The following is a 15,864-nucleotide window of genomic DNA, read 5'->3' as shown; positions in this document are numbered from 1 at the left end:
AACTTAAAAATGTCAGTAAAATTACAGTGTAGTAACTAAATTCATATTATCTAAACATATTGAAATTTCAACGATATTCTTCGTTTATGTTATTGACAGGATTGTATTTTTCTTAATTATACCTTAATTCATTATTAATATTTCATTAATTTCTTGCTTTAATGCTTAAAATTTGTATACTTTTAATTTATATTGTTTTAATAATGAATTTTCTATACAATCTTTGTATATACTTGCAATATAAAAGGAGATGTTAACATGTACGAATTAGTTCAAGTAGGTGAAAAGACCTATTATATAAATTGTCCTGCAAAAATAGGAATTTATAAAATAAACGATAAGGATGTGTGCTTAATCGACAGCGGTAATGACAAAGATGCTGGCAGAAAAATAAATAAACTTCTAAATGAAAATGAATGGAGTTTGAAACTTATAATTAATACTCATTCCAACGGAGATCATATTGGTGGTAATAATTTTTTACAAAAAAAATGGAACTGTGAAATAATATCCACACCAATAGAAAATACTTTTACTTCTTACCCAATTTTAGAGCCGTCGTTTTTATATGGAGGATATCCTTGCAAAGAACTTAGAAATAAATTTTTAATGGCAACTGCAAGTAATACCACTGGTGATGTGGATAATAATCTTCCAAAGGGCTTAGAATATATAAACCTTCCTGGCCATTTTTTTCAAATGATTGGAATTAGAACTGATGATAATATATATTTTCTTGGTGATTGTTTATTTGGTGAGAATATAATAAATAAGTACCATCTATCTTTTATTTATGATGTAAAAGAATACTTAAACACATTAGACAAAGTAAAAAACCTTAAAGGCAAGTTATTTATTCCATCCCATGCAGACACCTATGAAGATATTACTTATTTAGCGGATATAAATATTAATAAAGTAGAAGATATCTGTTGTAAAATTTGTGAATTTTGTGAAGATAATTTAATCTTTGAAGAAATTTTACAAAGAATATTTTCATTCTATAATTTAAAAATGGATTTTAATCAGTATGTTTTAATAGGTAGTACTGTACGTTCCTTTTTATCATATCTACATGACGAAGGAAAAATTGATATTGAGTTTATAGATAACAAATTAATTTGGAAAACTATTGAATAAAAAAATAAAAAGCACTAATTAAGTGCTTTTTATTTTTCATTTATAAATTTTATTAAATCTTCATAACATTTTTTTGCATCATTATAACCTTCATTATAAAGAGCTCTTAGCTTTGTCTTATCTTTTTCCACTCTACTAATACTAACTGGACCTTTTGGTTGTATTACAAAAATTTCACCACTTTTTCTTTTTTCTTCGATAAAATCTATGGTTTCATTATACATTTTATATCTATTTTCAATAGATTTTACTAAGTTTGGATATTTTTTATATTTTATTTTAAATAAATGTAAAAAACTTGCCTTAGTTTTTCTATAAGTATTATCTCTCGTTAATACTACTACATTTTTTTTATGATTATCTTCTATGGATTTTTTTATTGGAATAGAATCACTAATACCTCCGTCTAAGTATTTTTCCCCATTTATTTCTACAATTCTAGAAAGTAAAGGTAAAGAGCTAGACGCCCTAACAGCAACTATATCCTTTTTCATATCCTTTATTTTTACATATTCAGCTTCTCCAGTTTTGCAATTTGTAACAACTGAATAAAAATTACCTTTAAATTTATTAAAAGTGTCATAGTCATATAATACTAATTCATTTGGAATTATATCATAAAGCATTTCGGCTCCAAACATATCACCTGTTTTTATTAAACTATTAACACTACAATATCTTTTATCATGAATATAATCTAAGATTACTTCTAATGATCTACCTATTTGTTTTGAGTAATAACTAGCTGCATGACAAGCACCTGCTGATACTGCATAGCAATCTTCAAAATATAAGTCTTTTTCCATAAAAAAGTCTAATACTCCAGCAGTATATACACCTCTCATCCCTCCACCTTCAATTACAAGTCCACTATTAATCATCTACTTCATTCACTCCTTAAATTTTCTTCTATAGTTAAATATAATTCTTTATATTAATATAGTCAAATAATTTGAATTCCAAAATTAAAAATCATTTATATTTTATGCTAAATGAAGTAATTAAATTATAAAAGATTTGCAATAGCTTCTATTGTACTCTTTAAATCTAAATTTCCATAACCATAGGATTCGTTTGGATAGATGTATATATCTTGTTTATCTGCACCTAACATTAAAAAAGTTTTTAAAACTTTTGTAGTCATACGACTTTTCGCAAATTCACCTTGTGATCCTACATATTCCATAATTACAGCTAGTGCACCACAAACTAAAGAGCTACTAACACCCGTTCCTGTAGATGTAGTATAAGATTTATTTATAAATGTAGATATTAAATCTACACCAGGAGCTACTATATCTGGTTTTATTTGCCTTTGCTCTCCTGTAGAACCTTTAGAAGAACCTACCCATAGACTAGAAGTTTTGTTGTCATAAGCTCCTACTGTGATTACATTTTCCCCAAATCCAAACTTAGTTATTGTAAAAAATGAGTTTGGATCTATAAATCTTGTATCCTTTGAAATTAAATTTTTATTAGGAAGATAAATATGAAACTCTTTACTTATAATAAATTCAGGATATAATCTTAAAGTCCAAATACCTGGTTTAATATCATCTAAAGTTATTCTTAAAAACTGATTTCCAGTAAAAAAATAAGGATATACTATTCTCATAGTATAGGTTGTATTTTCTAAATTAAATTTGCCATAGTAAATATAACTGTCTGGAGCATAAGTTAATCTAAAACTTAACTCTCCTGATGGAGATATAATCATGGATCCAATTTTATCTGGGCCTACTCCAGATACAGTTATATCTAAGGATTTTTGTTCTCCGACTTGTATTTTTGTATCAAGATAAGGTTCATTAATAAAATTTCCTTTATAATGGATATCCGTATTTCCTTCATTTCCTGCACCTGATACAAGTATAACATTTGACCTACTTAAATTAGTAAAAGTATCTAAGTAAGTAGTCAAATTTCCTGATGAAGTTTTGGCACCTAATGTTAAATTTATGATTATACTTTTATTTTCTTCTTCTGCTGCATTTAAAACATAATTTATTGCAGCTAAAAAATCAGTATCAATATAATTTTTTATACCTACTTTAAATCTATCCTCATATTCTCTAAGCTTTACAATTACTAGTTCACTATCAACTGCCACTCCTGAATAATTAGGATTTAAATTTCCCCTTCCACTGCATATTCCTGCTGCAATAGTTCCAGTACCTGCTTCATCTTTTGTCAAAATACCATTATTTTCTTTAATCGCATTATTTATGTCTTCTCTTGTAAATTCGCTTCCAAATATTGCTCCCTTTGGGGGTGGTTTTTTATTACTACTTTGATCCCATATAGATAATATCTTGCTAGTATTGTCATTATTTATAAAATCAGGATGAAGATATTCTATACCAGAATCTATTATGGCTATTAGTATACCTTTTCCGCTAGATGTAATATAAGGATTTTTATTGATGTAACTTATTCCTGAAGCTTCTGCTACTGTTTCTCCAATATCTAATCTATTCGTTATATTTATAAGTGAACTCATTTCTTCTTCTCTTGTATAATAAGAAACTTGTGGAATAGTAGCTAGTATATTTTCGTCAAATAAATCATCTTCATATACTACTGCCAACCTATTATTTAATATCATAAAGTTAGTTATATTATTTCTAGTTAGCCCATCAGCTATATCTCCAGAATATATAATAGCATAAGATTTACTCATATATTTTTCACCTACCTCAACTGGTAAAATGCCCCTCTTATATTTAAAAAACCATAACCTAAATTATTATTAGGATATGATATATTATCAAGTCTTGTAGCTCCAGCTCTTAAATATGTTCTTATCTTTTGGACATATGATAATCTAGGATAATTTCCGTTTACAAAATTGTTTTGTAATAAATACGCTACACAACCTGATGTATAAGCTGCCGCTGGTGCAGTTCCTGTTACAGTTGCATATCCACCTCCTGGATATGGGGCAATTATATTTACTCCAGGTGCTACAATATCTGGCTTAAATTGATTATTTATAGTATTACCTCTAGAAGATGAGGGCCATATACTATTGTTAAGAATATTATAGGCACCCACAGTAACATTATCATTATATGTTGCAGGATAATTTATAGTCTTATTTGGATCTGAGTTAGTAAACTTTGTACCTGATTTCAAAAGTGCACGGTTTGATAAGTAAGCATTATATTCTCCATCTATTATATATGTTCCTGTTAATATTATTTTCCAAATACCCTTTGGTACATTAGTTAAATTAATTATAATTTGTAGCTGTCCAGAAAATAATGTAGGAAATACATATGTGATTGAATAAATTGTAGATTCAAAATCCAATATTCCAACTACTGTATTAACAATAGATACATTTACATCTCTAGTTAATTCGCCGCTAGGTGATAATACAGCCGCTCTTGCTATGTCTGGTCTGTTAAGCCATATTTCAATATTAATACTTTCTTCAAAATCATTTACTTCTAATTCTATAGATTTTACATCATTTTTGTATAATAACCTTCCACTATTATGAGTATCCGTATTTCCTTCGTTTCCTGCTGCATTTACTAAAGCAACTCCTTTTTCATAAAAAGTTAAATCTGTTAAATCTCTTTGTGATATTCCCACAAGACTATTACTTCCAAATCCAAAATTAACTACAACTGGCTTTTGAAGCTCTCTAGCTTTTTGCTTAATATAATCAAATCCTGCAGTCACCATTGCATTATTATAACTTCCATCAATTTTTCCCATTTTTACTATTATTAACTCTGCATCTTCAGCCACACCTACATAATTTTTATTTACTTTTCCCATTCCAGCACATATTCCTGCCAACATTGTTCCACTACCTTCATCATCGACTGATAATGACTTGTCATTATTTATTATTGCATTGTTTATATCTTCTTTAGTATATTCACTACCAATATAGAATCCTTGTGGATGTTTTCCATCTTTACTTTGATCCCATAATGATTCAATCTTTGTTGTATTGTCATCATATATAAAATCTGGATGTAAATAATCTATTCCTGTATCAATTAAGCCAATTAATACTCCTTTCCCACTTAAAGGTAAGTTTGGATTATTTTTAAAAAAATTTGCTCCTATTTCTTCATTTGCGTTAACTCCATCTGCAGTTCCTTGTGAAATAATTGAAAGGGAATTGTATATTACAAGATTTAATCTTGTATCTATACTACTAATAGATAATGCTTTTTTAAACGTTTCTACGGAGTTGATATCTTGATGATTAACGTATGCAAATAATACACCTAGCCTATCACTTATTTTAAAAAACTCATAATTAGGAGCTATTTCTTTTAAATCTTCTTCAAAACCTGGTTTATATAAAATAACAAAGTCAGATTTAGTATTAAAATACGATGGCAATTGTCTATTTAATTTCATAGGCAATTGTCTATTTAATTTCATAAGTTTTTCTAAATCATAAAATGAACTGGAGTAATTAATATACACACTAATCATTCCTCTTACTTTTTCCTTAGATTCAAATAAAAGTTTCCATTTACCTTCACATATATTTTCTTTTTCATCGTTTACTGATAATGTAATTTTTATTTTCTTATGATAACTATTTTTCTTAAATATATAAGTCTCTGCCTTTATTTTCACATTATCTATTTTATTTTTCACAATGGGAATATCATTTGAAATAAATTTAGATCTTTTATTATTTGGATTTATAATACATACTTGTAAGTCTTCATTGAAATCTGCATAAATGTGAATATAAACTTTCCTTTCTTCTTGTGGAACTTGAAAGGAAATAGTTTTATTTGAATCATCATCAAAACTAATACTTATCTTTTTAATATTAATCACCTCCTGTAAAAGGCTATATTAATATATATACAAAAAAAGAACTTATTATAATTAAATTATAATAGGTCCTTATATTTTTTATTGGAATAGTTTATTTGTGAAGTCTCTGATATAGTATCCATTGCATTTTCATACTCATGTACTACTGTTAATCTATTGCTTCACACTATAAATTAAGTTTATATTACTTTTAATTAGCACAGTAGCTATATTCTTCCGAATATATAATATCATAAGATTTAATCATATAATTTTTTACCTACCTCAATTGGTAAAATGCTCCTCTTATATTTAGAAGACCATAACCTAAATTATTATTAGGATATGATATATTATCAAGTCTTGTAGCCCCCGCTCTTAAATATGTTCTTATTTCTTGAACAAATGCCAATCTAGGATAATTTTCGTTTACAAAATTGTGTTGTAATAAATACGTTATACATCCTGATGTATAAGCTGCCGCCGGTGCAGTTCCCGTTACAGTTGCATATCCACCTCCTGGATATGGGGCAATTATATTTACTCCAGGTGCTACAATATCTGGCTTAAAAATATTATTTATAGTGTTTCCTCTAGAAGATGATGACCATATATTATTGTTAAGAGTATTATAGGCACCTACAGTAATATTATCACTGTATGTTGCAGGAAAATTTATTGTTTTATTTGGATCAGACTCTGTAAATTTTGTACCTGGTTTTAATCGCACTCGATTTGGTAAATAAGCATTATATTCACCATCTATTATATATTTTCCAGTTAATATTATCTTCCAAATTCCCTTTGGCACATTAGTTAAATTAATTATAATTTGTAGCTGTCCAGAAAATAATGTAGGAAATATATATGTGATTGAATAAATTGTAGCTTCTAAATCTAAGATTCCAACTACTGTATTATATATAGTTACATCTACATCTCTAGTTAATTCACCGCTAGGCGATAATACAGCTGCTCTTGCTATATCTGGTTTATTAAACCATATTTGAATACTAATACTTTCTTCAAAATCATTAACTTCTAATTCTATAACTTTTTCATCATTATTGTGTAATAACCTTCCACTATTATGTGTATCCGTATTTCCTTCATTTCCTGCTGCATTTACTAAAGAAACTCCTTTTTCATAAAAAGTTAACTCTGTTAAATCTCTGTCTGATATTCCCACAAGGCTATTATTTCCGAATCCAAAATTAACTACAACTGGCCTTTGAAGTTCTCTAGCTTTTTGCTTAATATAATCAAACCCTGCAGTCACCATTGCATTATTATAATCTCCATCAATTTTACCCATTTTTACTATTATTAATTCTGCATCTTCAGCCACACCTGCATAGTTTTTATTTACTTTTCCCATTCCAGCGCATATTCCCGCTAACATTGTCCCACTACCCTCTTCATCAATTGATAATGAATTGTCATTATTTAGTATTGCATTATTTATATCTTCTTTAGTATATTCACTACCAATGTAGAATCCTGGTGGAGGTTTCCCATCTTTACTTTGATCCCATAGTGATAAAATCTTTGTTGTATTGTCATCATATATAAAATCTGGATGTAAATAATCTATTCCTGTATCAATTAAACCAATTAGTACTCCTCTTCCACTTAAAGATAGGTTTGGATTATTTTTCAAAAAATTTACTCCTATCTCTTCATTTGCATTAACACCATTCGTAGTTCCTTGTGTAATAATTGAAAGGGAGTTTGGGATTACAAGGCTTAAAATTCTATCTATACTATTAATAGATAATACCTTTCTTAACCTTTCTACTGAGTTTATATCTTCATAATTAACATATGCAGATAACACACCTAAGTCATCACTTATTTTTAAAAAATCATAATTAGGAGCTATTTTTTTTAAATTTTCTTCGAAACCTGGTTTATATAAAATAACATAGTTAGGCCTAGTATTAAAATACGATGGCAATTGTCTATTTAACTTCATAAGTTTTTTTAAATCATAAAAAGAACTAGAAGAGTTAATATAAACATTAATGGTTCCTCTTACTTTATCCTTAGGTGTAAATAAAAGTTTCCATCTACCTTCACATATATTTTCTTTTTCATCATTTGCTAATAATGTAATTCTTATTTTTTTGTGATAACTATTTTCATTAAATATATATGTCTCTCCCTTTATTTTAACATTATCTATTTTATTTTTTATAATTGGCATATCTTGTGAAATAAATTTAGATCTTTTATTATTTGGGTTTATAACGCATACTTGAAAATAATCATTAAAATCTACATAAATGTGAATATCAACTTGCCTTTCTTCCTGTGAAATTTGAAAAGAAATAACTTTATTTGAATCATCATCAAAATTAATACTTATCTTTTTTATATTAATCACCTCCTGCAAAAGGCTATATTAATATATATATACAAAAAAAGAACTTATTATAATTAAATTATAATAAGTCCTCATATTTTATTATTTAATTTAGAATTCACAGTTTTTAGGAGTTCTAGGGAATGGTATAACGTCTCTTATGTTTGATACACCTGTTAAGTACATTATCATTCTTTCAAATCCTAAACCAAATCCTGAGTGAGTAGCAGTACCGAATTTTCTAAGTTCTAAGTACCACCAATAGTCTTCTCTATTTAATTCGAATTCGTCGATTCTTTCTAATAATACATCATGTCTTTCTTCTCTTTGAGATCCTCCGATGATTTCTCCAACACCTGGAACTAATAAGTCCATAGCTCTAACTGTTTTCCCATCTTCGTTTAATCTCATGTAGAATGCTTTTATATCTTTTGGATAGTCAGTTACGAATACTGGAGCATTAAATATGTTTTCTGTTATATATCTTTCATGCTCAGTTTGTAAATCTATTCCCCACTCTACTGGGTATTCGAACTCTACACCTGATTCTAATAATAACTCTACCGCTTTAGTATAAGTTATTCTTACAAAATCAGAACTTACTATACTGTTTAATCTTTCTAATAATCCTTTGTCTACAAATGCATTGAAGAATTCCATTTCTTCTGGACAATGCTCTAATACATAGTTTATTATGTATTTTACCATATCTTCAGCAAGTTCCATGTTATCTTCTAAGTCAGCAAAAGCTATTTCTGGTTCTATCATCCAGAACTCAGAAGCATGTCTTCCAGTGTAAGAGTTTTCAGCTCTGAAAGTTGGTCCAAATGTATAAACATTTCTAAATGCAAGTGCCATTATTTCTGCGTTTAATTGTCCTGAAACTGTTAAGTTAGCTTCTTTTCCAAAGAAATCTTCAGAATAATCTATTTTTCCTTCTTCAGTTTTAGGAACATCATCTAAGTCTAGAGTTGTTATTCTAAACATTTCTCCTGCACCTTCACAGTCACTACCTGTTATTATTGGTGAATGTGAATATACGAAGTTTCTTTCTTGGAAGAATTTATGTACAGCATAAGCTGCCACACTTCTTACTCTAAATACTGCTGAGAACATATTACTTCTTGGTCTTAAGTGAGCAATAGTTCTTAAATATTCTACTGTATGTCTTTTCTTTTGTAGAGGGTATGAATTATCTGATTCACCTTCTAATACAACCTTCGTAGCATGTATCTCAACTGGTTGCTTAGCTCCTTCTGTAGCTACTAATTTTCCTTCTACTAATATAGAAGAGCTTATTGGTAACTTCCCTATTTCTTTAAAATTTTCTAATTTATCATCTAAAACAACTTGCATATTCTTGAAAAATGAACCATCATTTAGTTCTATAAATCCAAAGTTTTTTGATACTCTAGATGTTCTTATCCACCCAGCAACTTTTACATCTTTGTCTATGTATTGTTCTTTATCTCTATAAAGATTTTTTATTTCTATAAAATTTTTTTGCATAATTTTACCTCCTATTTAAGTATTTTATCTATTTTATTTTAAAAATATTCTTTATTAATATTATATATCAATTGAAATAAGAAAAATATTGTTTAATAAAAACTAATTTTTTATTTTTATTGCCTTAACTTTACCTATTTATACAGTTTTAATTTAAGACAGTATGTAATAATTAAAATTAAAAAAAGCCTTCCATCCTAAATACTTAGGACGAAAGACTATACTTCCGCGGTACCACCTAATTTAACTTTCATCAAGTTCAACTCTATTGATGTACTATCATACATCACCAATATGATAACGGTTTGGTTCCGACTAAATCTACTCTCTTAAAAGATTTCTCTTAGTAGCTCGAGGATGTTTTTCATTATAAAATCTGTACTGGACTCCCACCATAACCAGCTCGCTTTAACTTCAAAATATAATTACTCTTCCCTTCACAGCATTTATTTCTGTTTATTAATTTTGGTAATTTAAATAATATATCAATTAATAGGTAATGTCAATACGTATTTTCTAAATATTATTACATTTTATGTATAAAATTACGTCCAAATTTATGCTTTATTTCAATAAATTAAAATAGGGAGTTGCACTCCCTATTTTTTTATTATTATTTTAAGTTCTACTACCATTATCTACCCAATCTTTTGCTTCTATTACATTTTCTAAAGAAGGAATGGGAACCTTACTATCTGGATACTCCTCATTTTTATCTAGTATAGCTGCTGTATAACCACTATTAACTGGAGTAGCTGAGCATAATCTTTCATTGTCTTTTCCACTAAGTTGTTTACTAACCCCATGATTTACGTTGTCTTTTTTTGTATTCAAATTGTGCCTCCTTTTATCAACCTTTTTATTATTTTTCACCAAATCTCTATAATAATTCATGTTTAATTTTATTTTTATAATAAATTTAATCGATATTTTTAGCAATTTTTATTAGAGTGTTTTGATAGTTTAAAAGTCCATAACCTTGTGATATATTTGGGTAATTATATAAGCTATTTTGAGTTGCTCCAATCATTAAATATGTTTTTAGCGGCTCATTATAAAGAGAGTACCTTGGTAAATGAGTTTGTTTTAGAATATATTCCATTATTAATGCCAAAATTCCACAAACTATGGAAGAACTTATTCCACTTCCAGTTCCTGTATTGTAAGTATTATTTGGAAAAGCAGAAATAACATTTACTCCAGAAGCTACAATATCAGGTTTTATTTGATTTTCACCATGAGGGCCTTTAGATGATCCAAGCCACATGGAATTTGTTTTTTCATTATAAGTTCCTACAGTTATTACATATCTCAAAAGACCAAGTGCTGTAATAGTATAGGATGAATCTCCATCTAAAAATCTTGTTGTTGGAGATATGATATTTCTATTTGGTATATATAAATTATAATTACCATTTATAATGTACTCTGGAATAATCCTAATTGTCCAAATACCCGGTTTAATATCTCTTAATTTAATTTTTATAACAGTACCACCTGATAATAACCAAGGCAAAATATATTCTATGGAATAATCTGTGTTTTCTAAATTGAAACTACCATTAATTTTATAATTATCAGGAACATATTCAGACAATTGGCTAATTTCACCTGATGGGGATATTATGGCTACCTTAACTTTATCTGCTCCAAGAAAGTTTATAGTAATATCAATATTAGTATCATCTCCTTCTTGCAATATCACATCTTTATAAACCCCTTTATCAAAAGTTGTACCTTTACTAAATTGACCAGAATAATGTATATCTGTATTTCCCTCATTTCCTGCACCACTTACTATTACTGTTCCTGATTGAGATAACTCTGTAAAAGTATTAAGAGTTGATAAATTATATAATGATGCTGATGTTGCACCTACAGAAAAATTAATTATTAGAGGCTTATTTAGCTTTTTTGATACAGAAATCACATAAGATATGGCTGCAAAAAAATCTGAATTTTTATAATTTATTCTATCTTTTCTATATGTGTTTTCATATTGTTTCAATTTAACTACTATTAACTCAGCCTTTGGAGCAATTCCTTTATAAGATTCTTTTATTTTTCCTCCAGAAGCAATAATTCCAGCTGCAATAGTTCCTGTTCCAATTTCATCTATACATAAATCTCCATTGTTATTTTTTATTGCCTCGTTTATTTCTTCATTTGAGTATTCTGAACCAAAAATCATACCATTTGGTGGTTTTGACTTATCACTTTCTTGATTCCATATGGATACTATCTTACTGGTACCATCTTCTTTTATAAAGTCTGGGTGTAAGTAGTCTATTCCAGAATCTATTATGGCAACTAAAATACCTTCTCCAGTTAAATTTACATAAGGATTGTTAAAAGCACTTATACCAGAAGCAGTTAAAATATCTACTCCTTCTTTCAAATTATCTGTAATATTAATAAGTGTACTCGTGGATGTAGATTCTTCCCACCAATCTATGACATCTATATTATTAAGTTTTTTTTCATCATAATCTTCAGGTGTATAAATAACTCCAGATTGATTATTTAAAGGTATAAAATTATAGATACCATTATCCTGTAAACTATTTTTAACTTCTTCTATTGGCAATTTGTATAATATAATATATGAATTTTCATTTATTCTAATTTTTCATTCCCCTCCTATCTAAATTGTTCAAATGTACCTCTAACATTTAGTAGTCCATATCCTGCTATATCATTTGGATATACTGTACCTTCATTTCTTCTTGCTCCTAATTGTAAAAATGCTTTAATATTAGGTATGAATCCTTGTTTTGGATATTTATTGTCTACTATTGTATGTTGATAAAACAAGGCACAAGCGCCACTTACATAAGCTGCTGATGCTGCCGTTCCTGTCAATCTACCATAAGTATTATTTGGATATGGCCCAATAATATTTACTCCAGGGGCTATAATATTCGGATTTAAATCATTTTGTATATTGGGTCCTCTAGATGATGGTGGCCATATATTATTATTTTGTAAATCATAAGCTCCTACTGATATAAGATAGTCTTGTATAGCTGGAAAATTAACTGTATAAAATGGATCTGGATTAGAAAAATTTGTTCCCTCATTTAAAAAAGCCTTATTATTCATATAAATATTGTATTTGCCACTTATTATAAATAGTCCTGTTAATCTTATCTTCCATGTACCCCTAGTTATATTATGAAAAATAATTTGCACTAATTGTTGACCAGAAAAAATTGTTGGATATATGTAACTGATGAAATATTTCGTATTTTCAAAATCAAATTGTCCATCTACTGTTATATAATATCCTACGGAAATATCTTTGCTTTCTTCTCCACTAGGAGATATAAGTTTTACATTTATTTGATCTGGTCTATCCACCCATACATAAACTTGCAAAATAGGTTCCGTTTTCGTCACTTCAAACTCCACATCCTTACTTTCTCCCGCTCTATTAATTCTTCCAGTAGTATGAGTTTGAGTATTAGCTTCATTTCCAACTGCTCCCACTTCACAGTATCCTTTTAATAAATTTAGCTCATTTTCCACAATTCCGCTTATATAACCAGCCTGTAAAATATTCCCTACAGAATCAGTCATTATTATAGGTTTTTTAAGTTCTTGTGATTTAAATAATGCATATTGTCTTGCTATATAAAAATATGCATTATTTGTAAAACCTTCTACTGTTTTTAATTTTACTATTACTAATTCTGACTGTGGTGCCACACCTTCGTATTCTTTTTTTACTCTACCAAGTCCTGCGCATATTCCACTAATCAATGTTCCACTACCTGTTTCATCTTTTGTTAAGCTATCATCCTTGGCAGCTATAGCTTTATTAATATCTTCTTTTGTATATTCTGTTCCTATATAAAATCCCTTAGGAGGATTACCTTCTTTTGTCTGATCCCATATATAAGCTATTTTACTCGTTCCATCTTCATATATAAAATCCTCATGTAAATAATCTATACCAGAATCAGCTACACAAATAAGTACTCCTCTTCCCGTTATATCCATATTAGGATTGTTTTTTATAAAATTAACACCTATTTCTTCATTTGCATTTATTCCTCCACTTACTCCAGGAGTCGGTTTTCCTAATAATTCCATACTTATCACACTTGTTGCTCTAACAGTAACTTCAGATTCAACTAATTTTGATAGTGCATCTTCATAACCTTTTACAGCATTCAAAATACCTGTATTTTCCGATAATCTTGTAAATTTATTTTCTAATCCTATACTTTTTAATTCATCTAAAAATCCTTCTCTTATAGTAAGAAAAGCACTTTCAGTGGTGTCCTCCTCTCTAGCATTAGCACCATCTGTATTTTTACTGGTTCTAAATAAACCATCTATTTCATTACCTCCATAAGATCTTAAAATAATATTTCTCATATATAAAAATCCAAAACCTGATTCATTCGATGGATAAGACTGCCCTTCTAATCTTCTTGCATTATCTAGTAAAAGTGCTTTGGAACGCTGAGAGTATAAATACAAATCATTTCTTTTTACTATTCCCCACTCCATTAATAGTGCGCAAACTCCTGTTACATGGGGTGTTGCCATACTTGTTCCTGTAAGAGCTCCTGTTGTTCCCCCTGGTAAAAATGATAAAATATTTTCTCCAGGAGCCAATATATCTGGTTTATAAACTCCTAAGCTTACATCTCCTCTTCCTGAAAAAATTGATACTGTATCTGTTCTAGAGTCAAAACTCCCTACAGTTATAACTCTAGTTGCTGTTCCTGGAACTGTTACAGTTAATATATTGCTTGGCGAAAGAAATCTTGTATTTGCGCTTATACCTTCTGATGTTGGCAAATATAAGTCAATTTGTCCATTTACTATTTTTATCGGTCTAAATTTTAATCTCCATATTCCCGAATTCATACCTTGTTCAATTGATGTTGATGTTAATCTTATTGTAACTCTTCTAGCAAGAGAATATGGTTCTATTGGATAAAAAACCCCTGTAACCCTTGTATTTCCCAATGTATTATTTATATTAGGATTATCCAATGATAAAGCTTGAGATGATTGGTTCGATGGATTTGTAACTATTATTGAAAATTCATCTATAAAATTTGGCCAAATATTTATATTAATAATCATTTCATTTTCACCAATAACTACTTCCACATCTTGGTCCGAATTTTCTGTAAGCTGAATTCTTTTATGTCCTCCTTTATTAGCATTGTTACCTGCCGCTACTACTATATTATTTTTCCAGAATAAGCACTGATCATCAATATATTGTTCGAACAAAGATAAACCTCTATGTGATCCTTCATTACTCCCGTAACTAATATTTATTGCCACTGGTCTCTTTAATTCAAGTGATTTGTCTAAAATAAATTTAATTGCTCTCATAAATTCTGTACTTTTAGAATAATAGTCTGTCTGTCTATTTCCTACCCTAACAAAAATTATATCCGCATCATTTGCAATACTAGCAGCTATTCCTGATACATGAGTGCCATGAGTTGCTGTTATTGATATGGGAATATATTTCTCACCATTTATAGCTTGATTTATATCTTCATTTGTATAAAGAGATCCTGACTTAAATCCTTCCGGCGGTGTGCCTTTAATAGATTGATCCCATAAATATAATATTTTTGATTTTCCACTAGCATCCTTGAAAATAGGAAGAGTGTAGTCTATACCTGAGTCGATAAGACCTAAAATCGTACCATTTCCAGTTAACCCTGTTCTATTTTTAAAACTTGTTATACCTGTACTAGAAAAACTTTGTTCATCTTGAGTTACTAATACAAATGGTTTCTCCACATATTCTATCTCACTATAATTTAATAGTTCGTCAAATTTATTAGGATTATCTGCTATTATTATTGCATAAGTAGGACTTAATATTTCAACATCTACACCTAATTCATTTTCTAGTTTTAATATATCACCATTATATTTAACAACTACTTCATAATCTATATTAATCACCTCCATTATAAGCAAATACAATTCTATATTAATTATATTAGCTATTATGGACGTTTATGATGATTGAAGGTTTTAACTCATAAAAAAAAGCCCCATATAAA

Annotated in this window: 9 protein-coding genes and 1 other annotated feature; of the genes, 1 reads left to right on the top strand and 8 read right to left on the bottom strand. The window is 28.6% G+C overall.

All coding sequences use genetic code 11. The annotated features are described in order from the left end of the window. The first annotated feature begins 258 nt into the window (after positions 1-258). The gene (locus tag K0039_RS17455) at positions 259-1,140 is read left to right on the top strand and encodes an MBL fold metallo-hydrolase (protein ID WP_228106353.1); all 882 of its coding nucleotides are present in this window, start codon (positions 259-261) and stop codon (positions 1,138-1,140) included. Positions 1,141-1,169: 29 nt separating this feature from the next. Here the strand turns inward: K0039_RS17455 and K0039_RS17450 are convergent, their stop codons facing one another. The 8 genes from K0039_RS17450 to cspBA all read right to left on the bottom strand — a co-directional run bounded on the left by K0039_RS17450 (position 1,170) and on the right by cspBA (position 15,769). Beyond that, on the bottom strand, positions 1,170-2,021 hold the full coding sequence (locus K0039_RS17450; protein ID WP_228106352.1) for a patatin-like phospholipase family protein: 852 nt from the start codon (positions 2,019-2,021) through the stop codon (positions 1,170-1,172). Positions 2,022-2,146: 125 nt separating this feature from the next. Beyond that, positions 2,147-3,820 (bottom strand): bile acid germinant receptor pseudoprotease CspC, encoded by a 1,674-nt coding sequence (cspC, locus tag K0039_RS17445; RefSeq protein WP_228106351.1) that lies wholly within the window; start codon positions 3,818-3,820, stop codon positions 2,147-2,149. 11 nt (positions 3,821-3,831) lie between these two features. Continuing rightward, the gene (locus K0039_RS17440) at positions 3,832-5,961 is read right to left on the bottom strand and encodes a S8 family peptidase (protein WP_228106350.1); all 2,130 of its coding nucleotides are present in this window, start codon (positions 5,959-5,961) and stop codon (positions 3,832-3,834) included. A gap of 259 nt (positions 5,962-6,220) precedes the next feature. After that, positions 6,221-8,326: a S8 family peptidase gene (locus K0039_RS17435; RefSeq protein ID WP_228106349.1), complete on the bottom strand. Its 2,106-nt coding sequence runs from the start codon at positions 8,324-8,326 to the stop codon at positions 6,221-6,223. Between the two features lie 90 nt (positions 8,327-8,416). Continuing rightward, positions 8,417-9,814 (bottom strand): asparagine--tRNA ligase, encoded by a 1,398-nt coding sequence (asnS, locus tag K0039_RS17430; RefSeq protein ID WP_228106348.1) that lies wholly within the window; start codon positions 9,812-9,814, stop codon positions 8,417-8,419. A gap of 203 nt (positions 9,815-10,017) precedes the next feature. After that, positions 10,018-10,264: a binding site (T-box leader), on the bottom strand. Positions 10,265-10,432: 168 nt separating this feature from the next. Continuing rightward, positions 10,433-10,648 carry a CDIF630_02480 family spore surface protein gene (locus K0039_RS17425; RefSeq protein WP_228106347.1) on the bottom strand — a complete coding sequence of 72 codons (216 nt, stop codon included), beginning with the start codon at positions 10,646-10,648 and terminating at the stop codon, positions 10,433-10,435. Between the two features lie 85 nt (positions 10,649-10,733). Further along, positions 10,734-12,416, bottom strand: coding sequence for a bile acid germinant receptor pseudoprotease CspC (gene cspC / locus K0039_RS17420; RefSeq protein WP_322789400.1), 1,683 nt, complete (start codon positions 12,414-12,416; stop codon positions 10,734-10,736). Between the two features lie 38 nt (positions 12,417-12,454). Beyond that, on the bottom strand, positions 12,455-15,769 hold the full coding sequence (gene cspBA / locus K0039_RS22055; protein WP_265589517.1) for a bifunctional germination protease/germinant receptor pseudoprotease CspBA: 3,315 nt from the start codon (positions 15,767-15,769) through the stop codon (positions 12,455-12,457). Between the last annotated feature and the right edge of the window lie 95 nt (positions 15,770-15,864).

This window comes from Terrisporobacter mayombei, assembly GCF_020748465.1.
In the GTDB taxonomy this organism is placed as follows: Bacteria; Bacillota; Clostridia; order Peptostreptococcales; family Peptostreptococcaceae; genus Terrisporobacter; species Terrisporobacter mayombei.
This window is presented reverse-complemented; position numbering and strand designations above follow the sequence as displayed.